Below are 20670 nucleotides of genomic sequence, written 5' to 3' on the forward strand. Positions count from 1 at the left end.
TATTTTTTGAGTATTTATTGACATATGATTTTTCTTTGGGTAGTTTGGAACTTAAGTAAGTTAATAAATTCTAAGTTAGATAGCGATGAAATATAGATATGAAAGTTTTATTTGTTAAGATATTCCAGAGGTACTTTGGAATTGCTTCAGATTAGCCAACATTACGCTCAAAGAAATGAATTACGCTACTTTTTTTAGATGGTTCCTCTGTTAAATATGAGGAATTAGATTCGGATAAATTCCCTTTAAAAAAATTAGCAACAACTTTTACTCTTTCTGAGTTGCTTGACAATTTAGGGAGTTTTTGCTAGAAAGGAGTTTAAAAAAATTAGCAACAACTTTTACTCTTTCTGAGGGTCAACTATTTGCCTGAGGCAAGTTAATGGAACTTCACGAAGTGAAGGAAGAATATCACAAGAGGGGAACCCAGAAAGACTTATATAGGCTAATCATGGAAAGTGATAAAGTCTTAACATTTTAGTCAAGGATCATATCAAAAAATAAATACTACATTCAAGCTATGCAATAATATGCAATGAGTATTAATTTTAATAACCTTGATATTATTTTGACATATAGACAAAGGTCAATTTATGGAAACTAAAAAGATTAATTCTACATCTGGCGGATGTTGAAATACAAAAAACAATTCGCCCAGTGAGGCGAAAAAGAGACTTGCACCAAATAACAAAGAGATTGAGCTACAAAATTGTTTAGTGTGTGGGAGTCCACTTGAATATTTGACTCAAGCTCAAAAATCCAAATGCTTCTATTGTGGGAAAGAATTTAATAATTATGTTTTATGTCCCGATGGGCATTCTATCTGTGAAGAATGTCATAATAAACCTATAATAGATAAATCTAGAGAAATTTATCTTAAATCCAGTTCAATGGATCCGTACTTTATATTTGACCAAATGTTACAACAGCTATATGTCCCAATGCTTGGATGTCATCATGCCTTTATGGTTGCAGGAGCTTTGCTCGGAGCATTGAAAAAAGAAGGGTCTGTTAAAATCACTGACAAAATTGTTGATGAAGTATTTTCCCGAATTTCCAATCAAGCCATAGGAGGATATTGTGGTCTAACCGGGATATGTGGTATTGTACCAGCAGTGGGAGCCTGTTTTGCTTATTTGCTTGGCTCAAAATGTGGAACAGATCAAGAACAAAAGACAGTAATGGAGATAACATCTGAAGTCTGCAAAGCCATAGCTAATCTTACAGGTCCAAGCTGTTGTAAGGCTTATTCATGGGAATCACTGAGAATAGCACAGAAGTGGTTAAAGAAGGAATTTAACATTTCACTTCCAGGATCAATGGAAAAAATTATTTGTTATTTTGATTCATTCCATCCGCATGGTTGCAGACAGGCAAGGTGTCCATATTATTCAAAAAATAAAAACTAATAATGAGTATTGATATCACTGAATTAATTATTCCTGTTTATTTAAATCAAAGAATTGTTTTTGATCTGATTGATATGCTCCAAGGAGGCATTTCTACGGTAACTCGTGTCAGCGCTTCAAAATCTCAATTAGATAAAGACCAACAACAATACAGTGCCAAATTTGGACTAAACAAGTCATTTTCTACGCTACTTAAATCGACCCTTCAGGATGTAGTAAAAAACAGTGGAAGCATCATCTGGACTACAAAAATCAGAAGAGCGCATACATCGGCTCCCATGTTTCAAACTCTTCGTGAAATCCTCATTGATAAAGGTGATTTAAAAATTGTCGACTCAGAATATAAGCCCAACGTTAGAAATTTTATAGAATCTACTGCTCAACTTAGAAAAAATCCGATAGTCCAAACTATGTATACATTAGTAGGCTTGATGAAAATGGCTCTTCTATTTAATCCTCACCAAATAGTTAAAAAACAAAGGAAAGCATTGCGAGACAAATGATAATAAACTTATAAAAAAACAAATGGAGCGATTCTTGAAAGCTCTGAAAATAGGGAACGATTGATATCGTTTCAAACGAATTAGTCTGTGGTTTTAAGACAGTAATAACCTTAGAGTAAGAATTCTTAAATGATCAAACTATGTCAGATCTTGTGGATAGGCAATTTAACATTCTAGGGAAAGTAATAAGAGTAATTGGTTCAGATGATGCCATAAGCTTAATTCGAAAGACTGCAATGAGTAGCATTATTCTCCTGTCCCCTTTTTCAATAAATAAAAAAGCCCCTGCCTAAGTCAGGGGCTTTTTAAAAATATTAAAATCCAGAAGATTAACCCACAACTTCTCCCATCTTGAATATGGGTAGATACATACTAACAACCAGGCCACCAACCACCGTACCCAGGAAGACAATCATTACTGGCTCTAAAAGAGAAGTAAGGGTTTCTACTGCCACATCTACTTCATCATCATAAAAATCAGCAATCTTTTCCAGCATAGTATCCAAAGAACCTGTGGACTCACCTACAGAAATCATATGTATTACCATGGAAGGAAATACTCCTGTTTCATCCAGAGGTTCAGCAATGGTATTACCGCCAGAGATACTGGATTTAGCTTTCATAATTCCTTCTTCTACTACCTTGTTGCCACTGGTTTTGGCCACTATATCCAGGGCTTCCAGGATAGGCACTCCACTTCTAATCATGGTGCTTAAGGTTCTACTAAACTTGGCCACAGCTACTTTACGCAGCAAGTCTCCAAAAATGGGTAAGTTTAAAAAGACCTGATCAAAAAATAGCTTACCTTTTTCTGTGCGATAAATAAACTTAAATAAAATATAGGCTCCAACTACCCCTCCCACCATATACATAAACTTGGCCTTTACAAAGCGGCTCAAGTTGATAACCAATTGGGTGGGCAAGGGCAAAGCTCCTCCCATATCGGCAAACATGGACTCAAAGGTGGGAATAACATAAATCAGGATAACTGCTACTACAGCAATAGCTACAGTTACAACTACTGCGGGGTAAGTAAGTGCTCCCTTGACTCTAGACTTAAGTTTGGCTGCTTTTTCAATATATTCTGCCAGTCTAAGTAAAACCTCATCCAGAACACCACCAGCCTCACCTGCCTGCACCATATTGAGATATAAATCATCAAATACGTCTTTGTGCTTGGATAAAGCCATATAAAGAGAAGAGCCTGCTTCTACTTCATTTCTTACCTGATAGAGCTTTCTTCTGAGCTTGTTATTTTGGGTTTGCTCACACATAACCTGCAGGGCCTGGAGCATAGGAACACCGGCATTAATCAAGGTGGCAAACTGACGGCTAAAGATAACCATATCTCTGGTGGTTACCTTGCCTTCTAAAAAAGTTCCTTCAAACAGGTCCTTGGGCTTGGGTTTAATTTTAATATCTGTAAGGCCTTTATTCTTCAGGGCCATAAGAGCCAGGTCTATATTGGGCGCATCAAAATCTCCCTTGACCCTTCTTCCAGCCCTGTTTTTGGCCTTGTAAATAAATATTGGCATCCACTTCCCTCCCTGAATTAATAAGATAATTAGAAACCTTTAGTTAAACTCCTCTTTTAACCAATAAATTACCTTTCTGTCTGCTGGTAAAAATATCTCTGGATTTAAATCAAGCACAAATTCCCACTTCACCACCTGACCTTCTTTTGCCTCTACTATTCCCTGCCATTTTTTAACTATGTAAAAATAAAGCTCTACTTCAAACTTAGAATATTTGTGCCTTAACACTTTCCAGAAGTAAAACTCAAGGGGATTTATCCCCAGTTCTTCCTGGAATTCTCTGGCCAAAGCTGCTTCTAAACCTTCCTGCTCCTGCACCTTACCCCCAGGGAATTCCCAAAAATGGGCAAACTCTTTACCTGCCTGCCTTTTGGCAATCAATACTTTATTATTTTGCAATAATATCCCGGCTACAACTTTCAACATAATTTCCCAAAACTAAAACAATCTAACTTGTGATTATAACTAAAATTTTAACCAGCCTCAAGATAAAAAGTTAAAAAATAAAAGCAACTTCGTATTTTTAGTTATTACTTTAAAAATAAGCCTCTTTTTTTATTTAACAACTTAAAAATGTTAAAATTTTTTTAGACAAAGAAACCTGGAAAAATTAAAATATTTATTGATGCACTAAAAAATATATGTAATTTTAAGATTAAAAAAAATATTTTATTTTTTTAATAATTAAAACCCAAAAAATAAAGGAGGTGAGAATGATGCGTAAATTATACGTATGGCTAGTAGTTTTGTTAATGTTTATTTTAAGTGGATGTATGGAAAAACTTGTAGAGCCAAGTGCTAAAACAGAAAACAAAATGGAGGAATTATTACCTCCCTATCACGGCCCTAAAGCCAAGGTTGCTGTGGCCAGGTTTGAGTGGGCAGTGGGGGAAAGCGGGGGCAAAACCACTACCATTAGTGGACCTATGGGAAGTTTTGCCATCAAAGAAACGCCTGAACAGTCTGGATATGGAAAGGCCCTAAGGGATATGCTCACCACTGCTATGGTCCAAAGTAAAAGATTTAAGGTCCTGGAAAGACAAAATCTAGATGTCCTGGCCAAGGAAATTCAATTGCAACAAAAGGGCTGGACAGATAAAAGCGGTATAAAAAAAGGAAAATTTAAAGGTGCTGATCTTATTATTGTAGCTGCTGTAACCGGCTGGGAGCCTGGCACCTCTGGTGGCGGAGGTAGCTTATTTGGTGATTATGGGAAATGGTTTCAAAGTGTAAAAGGAAGTTTCAAAAAATCTTCTATGGCTATGGATATTAGAATTATTGATGCTAACACTACAGAAATTTTGGCAGCTACAACTGTAAAAGGTGAATCAAAAGATGTTAATATTGGCAGTGCCTTAAATGTACTTACAGGTGGAGGCTCCATGGGAGGAGAATTGGGTGCTTTTGCCAAAACTCCTATGGAAAAGGCCATTAGGACCTGTATTTACCAAGCAGTAAAATTTTTGGCTGAAGAGACCCCAAAAGAGTATTTTAAGTACTAAAATTAACCTTTAAAAAAGGCCTCAGATTGCTGAGGCCTTTTTATTTGAGTCATCTCTAGTCCAAAACAATTTATTCAAAATTTCTAGTAAGCCAATAAACCACTTCTTCTTTAGCCTATCTATGGCTTGACATTCCCTATTTTTTTCCTCAATTAAACTGAAGTTTAAGGGATAATGTCCAATTCCCTGTTTATTTTTCAAGGGGATCTAAGTTTAACCATTAACCCAGGGGTTTTTATGAGTAGTGATGAACCGTTAATTAAAGAAAAGGTATTAGTGCCCGAAAGTATGGCACCTACTTAGCGTAACCTTTAACCATAAGGAGGGAAGACCATTGAAAAAAAAGATCTGTGGAGTTCATCTTGTCTTAGAGGTAAAGGATTGTCCCTTTGACATCCTGGATAACGAAAAACTCATCCGCGAAGCCCTCACCCAAGCTTCCAAACAGTCCATGTCCACGCTTTTAAACCTAACCAGTCACAAATTTCATCCCATGGGAGTAACAGCTCTGGCCCTGTTAGCTGAATCCCATATTTCCATTCATACCTGGCCAGAATTAGGCTATGCAGCCATAGATATCTTCACCTGTGGGGAACATTCTGATCCCCATAAGGCCTGCGAATTCTTAGTACACTTTCTAAAAGCCAAAGATTATGATTTAATTACTATTCCTCGGGGGAACAGAGTAAAAAAAGATAATTACTTTCCAAACTTAGAACAAGAGGGTTGCTCAGCATGTCAGGCCAGAAGAAACTAGACTATTTTTCCGAGGTCATCACAGGTGGAGATATTTTTCTGCATGCAGCAGAAGATATACTCTGTCTAGAAAAAACCAGATATCAACAGCTGGCTCTAATCAAATCGCCTCTTTTAGGAAGGGTGCTGCTTTTAGACAATATCTGCCAAATAAGTGAAGCTGATGAGTTTATTTATCACGAACTACTGGTGCATCTACCCTGCCTTTATCACGCCAATCCCCAAAAAGTACTTATCCTGGGTGGAGGGGATGGATGTGCACTAAGGGAGGCTTTGCGCTGGCAAAGTGTAAAAGAAGTGGTTCTGGTGGATATTGATAAACAAGTGATAGAATGTGCTAAATCCTATTTAAGCGATTTAAACCAAAATTCTTTAGAACATCCCAAAGCCAAAATTATAATTCAAGATGCCTTTAAATTTATTAAAGAAAATCAAACTCTCTGGGATGTAATAATCTGTGACCTTTCAGATCCCATAGAAAAAGGGCCTTCGCTGGCTCTTTTTACAGTGGAATTTTTCTCTCAACTAAAACAGATACTTTCTTCTGAGGGAATTATCAGTGTTCAGTCAGGACCAGCAGCCCCTCCTGATCACTATTGCTTCACCCGGGTAGCCCATACCCTAAAACAGGTATTCCCTTATTTTAAGGCTTGTCTCTGTTTTTGCCAGAGTTATTTAACTCCTCTAGGATTTTCTCTAGTTTCCTTAAAGGAGTTTAAAGCGTTTTCAGCAAAACAAATAGATACCTTAATCAACGAACAAATAAAGGGCGAGTTAAAGTTTCTGGATTCAGAAACCTTTTTTAGCTCTACCATACTTCCCAAGTATCTTAAGCAAGCCTTAAAAGAAGAAAAAACCGTCTATTCCCTAAAAAATCAACCCAACTGGTTCTCTACTAACCCAACATAAAAAACAATTTTAAACCAGGTAGGAAATTTTCTTTAAACTTCCTACCTGGTTTTTTCTACTACTAATATTTTAAATTGGTATATTGTAATATTAAACATTTTTTAACCAATTAAAAAATCGTAAATAAAAGAAAATATAAAACTAATTATCAATGTTATAAGATCTAAAATTAATAGTAAAGCCAGAAAGATAATATTGTCTAATTCACTTAATATTAAAAAAGATTCTCTAAAACTTACACTTACAACAAGAACAAAATCACTGGTACTATAAAGAATTGGTCAAAAATCTATCCTCAGCTCTATATCTATTTTGAGGATAGAATTAATCTTGCTTTAAATCCTAATTTAAACCAAAATACGGATTTACACAAATAATGTTACAGGGTTCTTATCTGTTTTAAAAGGCCGTCGCCCCAATTCGCTATTTTTTGCTTTTTTACAATTTCTGAGTCCAAAAACCAATAAAGTTTAAGCATCTGTTGAGTTATAGAAATAGCAACTTTTATCTGCGCAGAGTGTATTTTGTTCTTTATCTGTGTTATGAAATTCTTATAATCTTCTGAATTAATGATATTTTCACTCATGGCTTTTTCTCTTTTCAATTTTCAAAATATAATAAGTGCTTCTTCCTTTTCCTTGTCTTTGAATAAGTTTTTTTTCAACTAAACTTTTTAAAACCTCTTTGGTTTTTGTTTCTTTAGCATTAATTAAATTCATTGCTTCTTTTTTTGAAATTTTTTCATTGTCTAATAAGAACAACAACACCTTTTTTTCTTCTACGGACAATCGGTCGTAATCGGTCGCAGTTTGTATATCCTCCCCCTTTTGAATTTCTGGATTATGGTTTATTTTTCTAAATGTTATCCTAAAAGAAATTCCCGGCTCACTCCATTCAAATTTTATTTCCGGATACTTTCTTAACTCCTCAGCAATTAATCTTAATCCCTTTCCCCATTGTTCTATAATACCGAGTTTTTTAAACACGGATGCAAGAACTTTATTTCTTATGTCTGACTGACCGGATTCCATATCGTCAAAATCAATAGTAGGCATTAATTTACCCGGGCTTGTAATTTCAATTTTATCGTCAAAAATGGCAATTTTTATGTCTTTGCCCTTTAAAGAATAGTCTCTGTGAATTACAGCATTTCTTATAACTTCACGAATGGCAATAACCGGATACTCCCATCTGTCTTTTCTATAAACTCCTTCATAGATTGAACCCTGAGAAATATGCCTTAAAACAAATTTATAGGCTTCTTCTGCCTGAAAACTCAAAGGCTCATCAATAGTCTTTTGGTCAATAAAATCTCCGGGTATAGTTCCTTTAAACCTTGCACACTCAATTTTTGCGTATGGGAAAAGTTTATTTCTGATTTCATCTTTTATCCTTCAAAAGCTATAAAATTTATTTTTCTTTTTTTGTCATCTGTTTGAACTGTTGCAAATTTTGCAACAGTTGAATTTTTATAAAACTTCAACTGTTTCCACAATCGAAACAGTATCAGTTAAAATTACTAACTGATTTTCACTGTTCATCCTTCAACATTCATCCTTCATCTTTCACAACTTTCCAATATCCGCCCTTGTCAGGGCCAATTCTTTTTACTTTTCCTTGTTGTTTGAGTTTGGAAATATGTTTTTCTACTGCTCTAGTTGAAATTCCAAGTTTTTGAGACAGTTCCGCTATTGTAATATTTTTATTTTCTTTCATATAACCCAGTATTTTCTCCGAACTTTTCTCCGAACTTTTCTCCGAACTTTTCTCCGAACTTTTCTCCTTGGTTTCATTTAGATTATCAGACACAAGAGGAATGATAATTTTAAATACATCTTTTTCAATAAGTTGAGGAGTGCCGCCTTTTGAATAAATGGGAGTATATTTAAAAATATTTCTTACTCCAGAACCAAGTTCATCTGCTCTTCCAATTTCTCTAAATACTCTTGCAATTTTAGGATTTTTTGAATAAGGAACTAAAGAATCTGGAGTAATATGCCCATATCCATGAGCTCTGTTTGCATTTTCAGTGACAACTCTTGTTTTTTCAATAATAAGTTTTGCAGGAAGTGGGCTTAAATATTCTCTATGCATCAAAATATTTGAAATAACTTCTCTAAATATTTTATCCCTCAAAGAGAGTCTGTGAATATTATCTTCAAGATAAAAAGGATCTGGAAGATGTTTTTTTATAAACTGCATTAGAATTTCAAATGCATCAATAAGGTTTGTATTTACAATTTCTCTATCATCATACCTATCAACATTTTCAATTCTTAAAATTGCATCTGTTTTATAATAAGCTAATGTATAATAAATAATTTCATCTTTTCCAAAAAGTAGTAATGCTCCAAGTGTAAATCCTTTTTTGCCTGTAGTAACATCTTCTTGATAAAAGCCAAGACTTTTTAACATTGAAAAATTATCCATCTCAGGCAGTGGACTATTTGGATTTAAAGATTTTATCATTTTTTTTGTTTTTTCTATCACTGTTTCATTTAATTCTTTTAATGTTAAAAAAGGATAAACCTTATTTTCTGAAAAATTTGTTTGTTTTCTCATATAAAGCATTGCTACAGCATCGTTATTGTTGGTAATATCAAAATCTCCATCTTCATTTCTATCGTAAATTTTACCATTACATCTGTGAACCTGCGAGCTTTCTGGTACGGTAACCAATATTATTGTTTTTCCTTCAACCTGAATATCTTCAACCATAAGGGAGATTGGTGGATTAATTTTTTGAGGGTTATTAGCTGATGTTACAATTTCTTTTTTTATTTTTGAAATGTGCTCTGGATTAACTCCAATAATTTTTCCATTATCTTTTACACCTAATAAAATATATCCACCAATACGGTTAAGAAATGCACAGATTGTTTGATAAATATCCTTTGTTGGAGAGGTTGTACTCTCTTTGAATTCAATATTTATCCCTTCCCCAGTTTTTATTAGTTTAAATATGTCTTTTTCAATCATCACTCTTCTTTTTTATTTTAATTTTTTCTAAATTTTCAAGAATGAGCTTATTTAGCCTTTCTTCCTCTTTTAACTGCTCTAAAAACTCGGCTTTTAGCTTTGTAAACCTTTCTTCAAAATCAAAATCATCATCTTCTTCAGCAAACCCCACATAGCGACCGGGTGTTAAAACATAATCAAGCTCTCTGACTTCCTCTATGGTAGCAGATTTACAAAACCCTTTTATGTCTTCATAACTTTCATCTTCCTTTGTTTTGGCTTATTTTGGGTTATTTTGCGCTATTTTTGACTCAATGTATATATAACTCTCTTTTATCTCTACCAAAAACAACTAAAATTTTCAATTAAAAACTGCCAAATTTCTTGTTGTTGTGAATTTAAAATCATTCCTCTTACCTTTAATTTGAACCGTTTCCATTTTGGAAACGGTTGAATCTAATTCAAATTCACAAAAATCAAAAATATTTTTAATATAATTTTATATAGCTTCTTTTTGAACATCAAATAAATAAGCCATTTGATTTAAGCTAAGCCAAATTTCTCCTTCTGTTAGCTGAATCTCTATCTTCAAAAATTATAAGCTTATTTTCATCTTTCATTGCTTAATCTTCCGCCGTTATTTTAACTTTACCTGGGTTTCTAAAGATAAACTTATTCAACTTTTTCTCTTCTTTTAAATGAATTTAAAAACTTAGCTTGTAGTCCTGTAAACCTTTCTCAAAATAATCTTCTCCTGCCAAGCCTATGTATCTTCTAAGTATCAAACCCCATATTTTTTATCCCTCCTTAGCCCCCTGAATAAACTTGAGCTAATGACCTCCATTGCTTAATCTACTACTTTTAGCTAAAATCGAATCACTAACTCAAGTTTATTTAAAAAGGATTTTTCTATGGAATATAAATTAGAATTGATAAATACCACTGAAACTACTGGTTTTTTTGCTGCCACTCCTATCAAAGAGCTTTCTTTGACAGAATGTCTAAATTATCTTCTAAAGCATCCTCTAGATACTTTTATGCGCAAGCATATAATTCACAAATTAGGTTCTTTAACAATAGAAGAGATAAAAAAAAAATTACAGAGCTTTTCTCCCCTGCCTCTACCTTTACAATCTCTGGCTTATGAGCTTTCTTTATTATCTCCCAAATTTAAAAAACTGGAAAAATTCTTTCCATCTACTGACCTGAAAAGCCTTCAACAACATACTCCTTTGATTATCAGCCGGGTGTTAAGCAAGCCCGCACAAAGCTTACACCAGCAATGGCTAAAAATCTTTGAACAAAATTTAATCCACCACCAACCTTTGCCTTTAAGAGAAAAAATTAATCTTCCTTCTCCTATAAAACTCAACCCAATCAATCCCCAAGTATCTTCTTTGGCCAAAATTCATTCTCAAATTGCTGTTAAATCCTTTTCTCCCACACCACTACCTTCTAGTTATGAATTGGCTAAAAAAGCCTATAAAATCCTCCAGAGCAAAAACATCTTTGCTAGCATTGAAATGCGCCACCAAAGCTCCTTAAGCCCCATTGGGTTGCTTAGACAGTGGAAACTAATGCGTCAGGTTAATACTCCATCTCTAAACTATTCTCTTAATTCTTTGCAAACCAGCTATGGTAGAGGATTTAACCTGGATCAAGCCAGGGTAGGACTTTATATGGAGATAGTGGAAAGGTTTTCTTCTTTTGCCAGCATAAAGGATAATCAAGTCCTGGACTTAAAAGAATCTAAGCCAATCTATATTGGGACTTATTCTAACCTTAAAAAACAAGGGCTTAACTGTCTTTCACCTCAAAAATTAGGTCTGGATTTTACTTACCAGGAAGAACCTCTGCACTGGATTTATGGAGAGCAGGTCCTTAGGCCAGAGCAAAGAGAAAAGATTTTAGTTCCTCTTCAGGTGGTCTATCTCTTCAGTAACTTAGATGAAATAGACCTCTTTGATGGATTGGGCTCCACAGGTCTGGCAGCTGGAGCTACTCTAGCCCAGGCTAAATTGGCTGCCTTATTAGAAGTAATAGAAAGGGACTCTGAAGCCCTGGGCTTTTACCTTCCTCAAAAATGTTTTCGCCTGAATCCTCAAAAAAGTGCATCAACTCCTTTTACCAAGTTATTGAGCAAACTGGAGCAAGCGGGAATCCAGGTGACCTTTCAAGACTTAACCACTGAACTGGGAATACCCTGTTACAAGGCCTTTGTAGAAACTTTAGAGGGTGAAATCTTTAAAGGTACAGGTGCCAATTTAGATGCCCAAAAAGCCCTTGTTGCTGCCCTTACAGAAGTACCTTACCCCTTTCCCCATGGTCCTAAAACCAAAAACTGGCCTGCAAATCTCAAGGGAAAGACCCTGGAAGAGTTTCCCAACTATTGCCTGGGAAGTATAGAAGCCAATCTATATCAATTGGAATATCTACTTACTGCCAATGGTTATCATCCCATATATGTAAATCTGACCAGACAAGATATAGGTTTACCTGTAGTAAAAGCTATAATTCCTGGTTTTGAATCTTTGTTGAGTTTTGATGAAACCACTACAATTAAGCCCAGAATGTGGGAACAATATTTAAAATTAAGTAAAAAGGATTTAATAGAGTAAAAATATCTTTACCAGAGCTTTAAAACATCTCCAGCAACTCTGCGAAACCAGATTCAATGGCCTTCTTATCCTGATACTCTGCTACAATCTTACCTTCTTTAAACAAAAACAAGCAATCGGCCAATCTTCTGGCTTGAGATAGACTATGGGAAACTACTAACAAAGTATAATTTTGTTTTAACTCTAAAATAAGTTCTTCTATCCTTTTCGAAGATTGAAAATCCAGAGAAGCAGTTGGCTCGTCTAGTAAAAGTATTTCTGGTTTTAAAGCCAGAGTTCTGGCCAAGCAAAGTCTTTGTTGCTGCCCTCCAGAAAGAATACTCGCCTCCATATGTAGGCGGTCCTTTACTTCTTCTAATAAATGTACTTTTTTTAAAGAATCCAGTAGTTGCCTTTCTCTTGTCTCTTTATCATAAGGAAATAAAAGTTTTAAAGGCAACAAGATATTATCAGCAATAGAGCCTGGCAGTAAATTGGGTACTTGAAAAACCATACCTATTTTTCTGCGCAACAAACTAACATCTGTTTTCAAATTGTATATATCTATTTTTTTATTCTTAAATTTTATTATTACCCTACCAGATGTTTTAGCTCCAAGTTCTTCATTTAACCTATTCAAACTCCTAAGAAAAGTGGTTTTGCCACTTCCAGATGCTCCTATAAATACATTTATCCTATTAGGATAAAGTTTGAGATTTATATTTTTAACTATCTGCTTTCTATTAAACTCTATAGATAAGTCTTTTACTGTTACAATAGGCTCAAGATTCATTTTTTTATCCAGCGTTGTAAAGTATTGGCCAGCAGAAACAACATGGAAGTTAAGATCAGTAAAATAATACAACTGGCAAAACCCTTTTGCAAATCTTCTGGGCTACGAAATTCAGCTGCTGTGTAATAAATATAAAAGGGAAGGGCTTCAAACTTATCGGTTAATCCTTGAAACATGCCAGCATTGGCCACTACTCCAGTTAAAAGTATGACTGCAGTATCTTCTGCAGTTCTGCCCATAGCCAAAATAATTCCGCTTAAAATTCCTTTGCTTGCCTGGGGCAGTAAAACAAACCAAAAATTTTGCCAATAAGAAAAGCCCAGGCTTGGTCCTATAAGCCTTTGTTCTTCGCTTAAGGACAAAAACGCATTTTGTGTAGTTCGAATAATATAAGGCAAAACCAGTAAAGCCAGACAAAACCCTGCCAATAAAAGAGAAGTATTGGCTCTGGGGAAAATAGTCCTGCGCAAAAATAAAATCAAAACAAAACCAAAAAGTCCCATTACAATAGAAGGAATGCCAGCTAAAAGATCCAGGCAAAAATTAAAGATAGCTTTTAATCTTCCTTTTAAAAAAAAGGTTAAGTAAATTCCACAACCAATTCCCAAAGGAACAGAGATTAAAGTAGAAATAAAAACAAGCATAAAAGTACCTACCATAGCTGGCCAGATACCATCCCAAACAGGATATTTACCCACAATTGCCAGATAAATGGGAGCATCTCCCCAAAAAAGTGATTTATTTAAGGCCAGGATTCCTTTAGTAGCTAAAAAATAACCCAAGATAGCCAAGCCAGACAAAAGATAGCCAAGGCCACACCAAGAAAGCGCAGTAAACAATATCTCTTTTAACTTAATTTTTTGTTTTTCCATGAAGATAATAAAGTATAAGATTAGTACTTAAAGAAACCAAAAATAAAATTAAACCTGCTGTAAACACAGAATTATAGGCAGCACTTTGACTATCTGTAGCCACTACCAGGGCAATGTGGGCAGTTAAGGTGCGAATGGAATCAAACCAAGAAGAAGGAATTTGAGGAGCATTGCCTGCTAACATAAGAGAAATTAAAGTATCTCCCAAAGCTCGTCCAAACCCCAGTATTCCTGCAGCTAAAAAACAACCTTTAGTAGAAGGTAAAACTATATGTAGCAAAGCCTGTTTGGTATTTAAGCCAAGTCCAAGGTAAGTAAGTCTTAACCTATCTTGTAAAGGTTTTAAGCCTGTAATTAAGACAAGAACAATGGTAGGAAGTAAAAGCAAGGCCAAAGTAAGAGAAGCAGCTAAGAGACAAAATCCAGTACCGTAGGGAAAGCTTTTGCGTAAAAAGGGTACTAAAGAAAAGGCAGCCACAAAACCATAGACCACTGTAGGAACTCCAGCCATAAACTGCACAAGCCTGGATATGGGTTTAGTTAAAAACCTCGGGCCCAAGCCACACACAAAAAGGCTTATGCCTATCCCCAAGGGATAGGCAATTAGCATGGACAAAAAGGCAAGACATAAAGAGCCAATAAGCATAGGAATGATGCCAAATTGACCCTGATAGGGCTGCCAGTGCAGGGAAAAAACCGCAACTATTTCTCCTCTTTGAATAATGGGCCAGGTAAAGTAAAGCAGAAACCCCAAAATAGCCATTACTACCCCTGCACAAAAAATAGCGCACAACTTTAAGCAAAAAATAAATCTCTGGTCTGCCTTACTCCCTGGCATTTTTCTTACTCTTTTACCTTTTACTTACTTAAAGGAATAAAACCATACTTTTGGACAATCTCTGCTCCTTCTTTGGATAAAATATAGTCAATAAAGGTTTTAACCAGTTTATTGGGCTCACCCTTGGTATTCATGTAAAGTTTACGTACCACCTTATACACACCGTTCTTAGCATTTTCCTAAGAAGGATAAACTCCATCAATTTCAAGGGGTTTTACAGTATTATCAATATGCCCAATACTTAAATAGCCTATTGCATTTTCATCTCTGGATATGGCTATTTTCATAGCCCCATTGGAAGGAATAATATTGGCTTTTTGAGCAATAACTCCTTTTTGTAAAAGCTTTTTCCAAAACACAGCTCTAGTGCCACTGGCTTCATCTCTGGTGTAAAGATGGATAGGATTATCTTTGCCGCCAACCTCTTTCCAATTTTGAATTTTACCAGCAAATATTTCTTGAATCTGTTTGGAAGTAAGAGAAGTTACAGGATTATCAGGATGCACACACACGGCCACCCCATCTATGGCAAAGGGAAAAGACTTAAGTCCATATTTTTTTATCTCTTCAGCGCTTAGAGCCCTACCGGTATTGCCAATATCTACCAAGCCCTCTCCAACCTTTTGCACTCCAACTCCAGAACCACCTCCTGTTACTGAAATCCTAATCTCAGGATTATAACTCATAATCCTTTTAGCTGCCTCTTTCATTACCGGTATATGAGCAGTACCACCAGCAATATCAATTGTACCCTTAAGGCCTTTAAAAGGTTTTAAATAATCACTCTCAGCCAAAGCATAACTACTAAAAACAAAAAAACCCAGTACCAATACTAAACAAGACAAAATCCTTTTCATGACCAGTCCCCTCCTTAATAATAAATAGTTATAAAAAATATTTATTAGATATCCAAATAAAACCTAAACATCTAATTCTATTTAATAATACTTTTTGTTGTTTTTGATTATGTTTATCAATAGGAAGAGGTGAGGAAGGAAAACTGCTAAATAAGAAGGGGAAATTTTAAGGGTTAAGAAACAACTAGTTGTAAAAAACTATATTCTCAAAGTAGCTACCAATCTTAAGGGATTTAATAAAAGCTCTAAACCATCCAGTATATTGGATACAACTATTTTACTTGTAAATAAAAGGGAAGAACAAAGACCTTCTTTTTGTAAAACTGCTATACCCAGAGCAGATTTTTCCAACATAAGACAATCATTTGCTCCATTCCCAAAACATACACATTTTTCACGCCCAATTTTTTCAATATACTTTAACTTTTCCAAGTCTTGATTTTTCTTATCAATAATATGAATTGTAAAATCCAGGCCTTTAAACTGGGAACTAACGTTGTTATGGGTATCTGCAGTAATAATATGTATCTTTAAATCCTTAGACAAAATTTTAAACAATTCAATAACACCTGGAATAACTTTGCCATCCAGGGCAATAGTTCCATTATAATCTGTTATTAAGTGCTCTAAAACCAGTTTCTCTCTTCCTGGAATATCTAAAACCAGCATATTTTCCTCTTTGTTATATAAATGCAACTAAGATAAAACCTCTATACAATCACCTACTTTAATTGTTCCACCGTTTAATACCTTGGCAAAAATTCCTTCCTTGGGCATGACACAAAAGCCAACTGAATAAAAAATATTACATTTTTGATGACACTTTTTCCCAATCTGAGTTACTTCCAGAAGCACTTCCCCAATTTTAAGCTTACTGCCCAGGGGTAGTGAAGTTAGATCCAATCCTAAGGTAGTTATATTTTCAGCAAAATCTCCAGGCTTTAACTGGGGTAATTTGCGATGCATTTTTTCAATACTTTCCAAAGCCAACAAGCTAACCTGTCTATGCCAGGGACCAGCGTGGGCATCTCCTACCAATCCATGCTCTTCTTTAAGCAAGGCTTCCTGCACATTTTCCTTTTTAACTCCCTTTTGAGAAGCTATAGAAATAGCCACTATTTTTCCCTTAAGCATAAAATCACTCCTTTTTTCAAGCAAACTGAAACCTAAATAAAATAAAAGAGGAGGAAAGACTTACCTCTTTCCTCCTCTTGAAAAGACTGCTTTATCCCTTCAACCCTACCAAACCTTCTGGCGTTGTTCTTCCAGGGCTTTTTTCTGCTCTTCAAAGGAACTAAAACCTGCCTGATGCAAGGCATCCAAGACTGTCCTGTTCCAATCCCAATTGGCGTAAATAACTGGCTTATGAAAAGTCCTTCTAAACTTATCCAGCTCTTGCCGATAAAAGCCTTCTTTCTCATCACCCAGGTTGGAATGTACCTGCTCATGCAATCTGGCCAGCTCTCCTTCGTACCATTCCAAAAGGTCCTTGGCTTCCGGACATTTTTTTACAATATGCTCATAGCCATTTTCTTTGAGTAAGCCTCTTAATCTGGCCAGATGCTGCTCTTTCAGCCAGTTACCCAGATTTTCCAGTTCAATATTTTCTTTTTCAACCTCAGCAATATCAAATTTGGTTTGAGCATAAGTATCAGGTACTACTGAAGCAGAAACAATACCTGCAATACAGACCAGGCCTCTAATAATTTTACTATTAGATACGCCCTGACCACAAAAACCAACTTTTTTGCCATATTTTTGCCCAGTAAAAATGGTCACTAAAATAGCCCATACCACTGCAGGATCTTCTTCATCATAAATATGTCTTAATCTGGCATTGTCTCTATCTGTGCCCAAAACCAACTGGGTCATGTCATTGGAACCAATGGAAAAGCCATCAAATTCCTGAATAAATTGTTTAGCCAAAATGGCATTACTGGGAATTTCAGACATTAAAATAAGTTTTAAGCCATCTTCTCCAGACTTTAGCTGATGCACATCAGCCAAATAGCGTTTCATACTTCTAGCTTCTTCTAAGGTGCGCACAAAGGGAAGCATAAGTTGAAGGTTCTTGCCGCCATAAGCACCTCTGGCCAGTTTAAAGGCCTCTAGTTCCCAGTCATGAATTCCCCTGGAAACTCCTCTATACCCCAACATGGGATTGTCTTCGTGCTCTTCAAAAAGACTTCCTCCCACCAGGTTGCGATATTCATTACTCTTATAGTCAGTGGTTCTGTAAACAATGGGTTTTCCATAAAAGGCCATGGCAAAAAGGGCCAATCCCTGAGCCAGGGTTTGCACGTATAGTTCCTTACCTGTCCTGTATCCTTTTGCCTTGAGTATGGATTTAATCTTAGAGGGAAGCTCCCGTATCTCATCCATTTCTTTTTTAAGACCACTTTTAAGTGCAATCTCCTCTCGCAAGGACCTGATTTTTTCCTGCACTTCCAGTACATAAGGATCGCTTTTTATTTTTTGATAAATCTCTTCTACTTCCTCTTTAATCTCCTGTCTTCTCTGCTCCATCTCGGGTTCTTTACCCACTAAAGTAACCAATTCTTCCTTATATCCTAAAATAGCAGCTATATGCTCTTTTAAGTCTGTGGAAGTTTTTAAAAGGTCTAAGTACTTGGTGGCCTTGTCCAGGTATTGATCCCATTTGTGATCCAGTTCCCTAATTTGGCGATGAATGGCCAGCACTTCTTCTGTGCCTTTGCCACCTTCTATTTCATTTAGTTCTTTAACTTTTTGTTTAAGACCAGTAATTATGCCCACATACTTCCGCAATTTTAAATCCAGACTTACAATACCACTGGCTAACTGTTCTTTAATAATTTTAGTTAATCTATTTTCCAGTTCTTCTAATTTTTTCTGGACAATTCCATTAAGTCTTCCCTGATCATAGGCTTCCAGGGCCAGGGGATGAACTCCAATATTGCCCAGCATAAACTCTGCTCTTAAAAGGCCCACTTCAAAGTCTTCCACTTCCCTTAACCTGGATAAAAACATGGCCTGGCCCACATCAGCCAGGATAAGACCTACTTTAGTCTTGGTCGCAGGCAACTTGCTGGTATCAATCTCTCCACCTACTTCCACTAAGGGGATAAGGCCTCTATACACCTTGCCTCTTGAGGCATCTACAGTAACTTCCTGGCCATCTAAAGAACGCAGGACCTCCAGACGCTGAATTCCAATAATAGCAGGTATACCCAGTTCTCTGGAAGTGATAGCAGCATGACTGGTATCTCCACCAGCATCAGCCAAAATAGCTGAAGCTATTCGCATCCCTGGAACCATGTCCGGATCTGTTCGCTCTGCAGCCAATACATCACCTTTGGCAATTTTATTGAGTTCTAAAGCAGAGCGTAAGAACTTCACCACGCCCTGACCAGCTCCTCTAGATGCGCCATTACCTTCTAAAATCACTTCCACATTATTTAAAAACTTGGGGTCCACTTCTAAACGACGCATAAAAATGGTGTGAGGATGTTTTTCCAGTTCTTCATTCCAGCGAGTTTCTGGCCTGGCCTGTACAAACCACAATCTATCATATTCATCTATACAAAATTCAGTGTCCATAATCATGCCGCCATAGGCCTTGCTAATGGCTCTAACGCCTTTGGCTACCATCTCAGCCTGAGCCAAAGACAAGGCCCAACGGCAAGCCATATCTTCAGGCACTTTTACCACCTTGGTTCCACTACCACTTTCATCATACACTATCTTTTTATCTTTAAATCCCATGAAGCGAATAACCACTTCTTCGCCATCATCTCGTTGAAAAACATAAAATTTGTCAGGAGTAACCATACCACTTACAACAGCTTCTCCAAGACCATAACTGGCATCAATGGAAACCAGGTCTTTACGATCAGTACCTCTACAGCCAGTGGCAGTATCTGCACTAAAGGCAGTACCTGAGACCACCGGGTTAATCATTCGCATGATACATACAGAAAGAGAGGTATTTTCAATGGCCCATTCCTTTTTGGCCTCCAAGGCAAGATTTTCATCTCCTGTGGCTTCAGCTTTAGCCAGGGCATCCAGAATAGCTTCTCGCCTATAGGTCATGCTGCGCAGATTATAAGCAGAAGCACAATCCCAGTGATAGGCCTCAACAACCTCATTTTCCCCTACAATATTCAAATAAGTATCCTGAAGACCAGCAAAAGCCTTTTTACGACTATCCTCTCCTGCAGCAGAAGAACGCACAGCTACAGGCACATTTTCTTCTCCAGCTTCTTTGCAAATATCTCTATAAGCCTGTCGAACTTCCTCTTCTACCTCCTTGGGCAAATCTACGGATAAAATAGCTACCTGAACCATTACAGAGCGTTTACGCAGTTGATCTATTCCTTCGGGAGAAGTAGCAAAACCATCTACCACATTGTTAATAAAAGTACGCAGTTTAACCTGAGAAGCATTGCGCTCAGGATGTTCTTTTATCTTTTTGGCCAGGTTGCGGACAAACTTACGCAAAAACTCTGGATCCTTGTTTACTTCACTGTCATTCCAATCTATAGCATCATATTCTTTATCCACAACCCTTCTAATCACAGAAGCATTGACTTTGGTCTCATCCAAGAGTTTATGAAAGGCAACAGAAGAAATAGCTCTAAACTGAGGAGCTCTTACATTTTCAATGGTGCTAATAATAGCAGTGTTATAATTTTTACCTCCAACCAAAAGTTCAGCTTCCACGCCAATCTTTTTAATTTCTTCACCTGTAAGCACCAACTTCTGCTTTAAAGCTTCTATTTCAGAAGTAGAGACCTCAACTTGCAAAGTAGATTTTTCTTTTACTTTTACCTCTTTGGCCTCTTTAACCTCCCCCTTATCTCCTTTTTTTCCCATTTCCTCTCCCCTAAAATTGATTTAATTAAGTGCTAACTCTTTAGCATATTAAACTTAAAAGCTACACCTCGTCAACAAAGGAAAAAACGCTTTTTTCTTTAAGAAAACTTTAAAATTAACTAAAAAGATTACTTTTAGACCAGAACAAAACTCAAAAAATTATCTTTAGAAAAAATAAAACCAGGTCCCTGAAGTTATCCTCTCTTCAAGGACCTGGCTTTATCAAAAGGAGGAACTTATTATTTTCCTAGCAATTAATAGGCCACTTTTTCTTAAGCAGGAATATA

The 20670-nt window shown here is 36.2% G+C and carries 17 protein-coding genes and 1 pseudogene; 6 read left to right on the forward strand and 12 right to left on the reverse strand.

Translation table 11 applies throughout. The features are described 5' to 3' along the window. The first annotated feature begins 740 nt into the window (after positions 1-740). Together ACTCIM_RS08110 and ACTCIM_RS08115 are read left to right on the forward strand one after the other, a co-directional pair. The gene (locus ACTCIM_RS08110) at positions 741-1409 is read left to right on the forward strand and encodes a DUF5714 domain-containing protein (RefSeq protein ID WP_472314918.1); all 669 of its coding nucleotides are present in this window, start codon (positions 741-743) and stop codon (positions 1407-1409) included. A gap of 2 nt (positions 1410-1411) precedes the next feature. Then, the gene (locus ACTCIM_RS08115; protein WP_472314919.1) at positions 1412-1912 is read left to right on the forward strand and encodes a DUF6414 family protein; all 501 of its coding nucleotides are present in this window, start codon (positions 1412-1414) and stop codon (positions 1910-1912) included. 329 nt (positions 1913-2241) lie between these two features. Here ACTCIM_RS08115 and ACTCIM_RS08120 read toward each other — a convergent pair whose 3' ends face one another. After that, positions 2242-3447, reverse strand: a complete 1206-nt coding sequence (locus ACTCIM_RS08120; RefSeq protein WP_464279498.1) for a type II secretion system F family protein — start codon at positions 3445-3447, stop codon at positions 2242-2244. A gap of 39 nt (positions 3448-3486) precedes the next feature. Next, entirely contained in the window at positions 3487-3873 is a 387-nt protein-coding gene (gene mutT, locus ACTCIM_RS08125; protein ID WP_464279497.1) for an 8-oxo-dGTP diphosphatase MutT, read from the reverse strand. 287 nt (positions 3874-4160) lie between these two features. Between mutT and ACTCIM_RS08130 the strand changes: the two genes are divergently transcribed. The 3 genes from ACTCIM_RS08130 (at position 4161) to ACTCIM_RS08140 (ending at position 6614) form a co-directional block, all read left to right on the forward strand. Continuing rightward, entirely contained in the window at positions 4161-4949 is a 789-nt protein-coding gene (locus ACTCIM_RS08130; protein ID WP_472314921.1) for a CsgG/HfaB family protein, read from the forward strand. A 334-nt stretch (positions 4950-5283) separates the two neighbouring features. Beyond that, positions 5284-5706, forward strand: a complete 423-nt coding sequence (gene speD, locus ACTCIM_RS08135; protein WP_472314923.1) for an adenosylmethionine decarboxylase — start codon at positions 5284-5286, stop codon at positions 5704-5706. Next, positions 5685-6614, forward strand: a complete 930-nt coding sequence (locus ACTCIM_RS08140; protein ID WP_472314924.1) for a spermine/spermidine synthase domain-containing protein — start codon at positions 5685-5687, stop codon at positions 6612-6614. The genes speD and ACTCIM_RS08140 overlap by 22 nt, the downstream gene beginning before the upstream one ends. Before the next feature lie 578 nt (positions 6615-7192). Here the strand turns inward: ACTCIM_RS08140 and ACTCIM_RS08145 are convergent. The 3 genes from ACTCIM_RS08145 to ACTCIM_RS08155 form a co-directional block, all read right to left on the reverse strand. Next, a complete protein-coding gene (locus ACTCIM_RS08145; RefSeq protein ID WP_472314925.1) occupies positions 7193-7894 on the reverse strand; it encodes an ATP-binding protein in 702 nt (233 codons plus the stop codon). Between the two features lie 271 nt (positions 7895-8165). Then, the gene (locus tag ACTCIM_RS08150; protein WP_472314926.1) at positions 8166-9593 is read right to left on the reverse strand and encodes an RNA-binding domain-containing protein; all 1428 of its coding nucleotides are present in this window, start codon (positions 9591-9593) and stop codon (positions 8166-8168) included. Beyond that, positions 9586-9819, reverse strand: a complete 234-nt coding sequence (locus ACTCIM_RS08155) for an N-6 DNA methylase (RefSeq protein WP_472314970.1) — start codon at positions 9817-9819, stop codon at positions 9586-9588. Before ACTCIM_RS08155 ends, ACTCIM_RS08150 begins: the two co-directional genes overlap by 8 nt. Before the next feature lie 664 nt (positions 9820-10483). On the opposite strand from ACTCIM_RS08155, the gene ACTCIM_RS08160 reads away from it, so the two are divergent. Continuing rightward, positions 10484-12190 carry a YcaO-like family protein gene (locus tag ACTCIM_RS08160; RefSeq protein ID WP_472314928.1) on the forward strand — a complete coding sequence of 569 codons (1707 nt, stop codon included), beginning with the start codon at positions 10484-10486 and terminating at the stop codon, positions 12188-12190. A 19-nt stretch (positions 12191-12209) separates the two neighbouring features. Here the strand turns inward: ACTCIM_RS08160 and ACTCIM_RS08165 are convergent, their stop codons facing one another. From ACTCIM_RS08165 to ACTCIM_RS08195, 7 genes and pseudogenes are all read right to left on the reverse strand, one after another. Next, positions 12210-12962, reverse strand: a complete 753-nt coding sequence (locus ACTCIM_RS08165; RefSeq protein WP_472314930.1) for a phosphate ABC transporter ATP-binding protein — start codon at positions 12960-12962, stop codon at positions 12210-12212. After that, positions 12959-13834 (reverse strand): PstA family ABC transporter permease, encoded by an 876-nt coding sequence (locus ACTCIM_RS08170; protein WP_472314932.1) that lies wholly within the window; start codon positions 13832-13834, stop codon positions 12959-12961. The genes ACTCIM_RS08165 and ACTCIM_RS08170 overlap by 4 nt, the downstream gene beginning before the upstream one ends. Then, positions 13815-14672, reverse strand: a complete 858-nt coding sequence (locus ACTCIM_RS08175; protein WP_472314933.1) for a PstC family ABC transporter permease — start codon at positions 14670-14672, stop codon at positions 13815-13817. The genes ACTCIM_RS08170 and ACTCIM_RS08175 overlap by 20 nt, the downstream gene beginning before the upstream one ends. 20 nt (positions 14673-14692) lie before the next feature. Next, a pseudogene (locus ACTCIM_RS08180) lies at positions 14693-15529 on the reverse strand (phosphate ABC transporter substrate-binding protein). 198 nt (positions 15530-15727) lie between these two features. Beyond that, positions 15728-16198: an HAD family hydrolase gene (locus ACTCIM_RS08185; protein WP_472314935.1), complete on the reverse strand. Its 471-nt coding sequence runs from the start codon at positions 16196-16198 to the stop codon at positions 15728-15730. A gap of 27 nt (positions 16199-16225) precedes the next feature. Continuing rightward, complete coding sequence (locus ACTCIM_RS08190) at positions 16226-16663, reverse strand: MOSC domain-containing protein (RefSeq protein ID WP_472314936.1); 438 nt, start codon at positions 16661-16663, stop codon at positions 16226-16228. Between the two features lie 105 nt (positions 16664-16768). Next, entirely contained in the window at positions 16769-20383 is a 3615-nt protein-coding gene (locus ACTCIM_RS08195; RefSeq protein WP_472314938.1) for a PEP/pyruvate-binding domain-containing protein, read from the reverse strand. Between the last annotated feature and the right edge of the window lie 287 nt (positions 20384-20670).

The sequence above is a fragment of the Desulfonauticus sp. genome (genome assembly GCF_055126295.1).

Excerpts from the sequence above, each read along its gene's own strand:
- ACTCIM_RS08115 (WP_472314919.1), top strand. The coding sequence starts at position 1,412 with ATGAGTATTGATATCACTGAATTAATTATTCCTGTTTATTTAAATCAA.
- ACTCIM_RS08120 (WP_464279498.1), bottom strand. The coding sequence starts at position 3,447 with ATGCCAATATTTATTTACAAGGCCAAAAACAGGGCTGGAAGAAGGGTC.
- mutT (WP_464279497.1), bottom strand. The coding sequence starts at position 3,873 with ATGTTGAAAGTTGTAGCCGGGATATTATTGCAAAATAATAAAGTATTG.
- ACTCIM_RS08130 (WP_472314921.1), top strand. The coding sequence starts at position 4,161 with ATGATGCGTAAATTATACGTATGGCTAGTAGTTTTGTTAATGTTTATT.
- ACTCIM_RS08140 (WP_472314924.1), top strand. The coding sequence starts at position 5,685 with ATGTCAGGCCAGAAGAAACTAGACTATTTTTCCGAGGTCATCACAGGT.
- ACTCIM_RS08150 (WP_472314926.1), bottom strand. The coding sequence starts at position 9,593 with ATGATTGAAAAAGACATATTTAAACTAATAAAAACTGGGGAAGGGATA.
- ACTCIM_RS08160 (WP_472314928.1), top strand. The coding sequence starts at position 10,484 with ATGGAATATAAATTAGAATTGATAAATACCACTGAAACTACTGGTTTT.
- ACTCIM_RS08165 (WP_472314930.1), bottom strand. The coding sequence starts at position 12,962 with ATGAATCTTGAGCCTATTGTAACAGTAAAAGACTTATCTATAGAGTTT.
- ACTCIM_RS08170 (WP_472314932.1), bottom strand. The coding sequence starts at position 13,834 with ATGGAAAAACAAAAAATTAAGTTAAAAGAGATATTGTTTACTGCGCTT.
- ACTCIM_RS08175 (WP_472314933.1), bottom strand. The coding sequence starts at position 14,672 with ATGCCAGGGAGTAAGGCAGACCAGAGATTTATTTTTTGCTTAAAGTTG.
- ACTCIM_RS08185 (WP_472314935.1), bottom strand. The coding sequence starts at position 16,198 with ATGCTGGTTTTAGATATTCCAGGAAGAGAGAAACTGGTTTTAGAGCAC.
- ACTCIM_RS08190 (WP_472314936.1), bottom strand. The coding sequence starts at position 16,663 with ATGCTTAAGGGAAAAATAGTGGCTATTTCTATAGCTTCTCAAAAGGGA.
- ACTCIM_RS08195 (WP_472314938.1), bottom strand. The coding sequence starts at position 20,383 with ATGGGAAAAAAAGGAGATAAGGGGGAGGTTAAAGAGGCCAAAGAGGTA.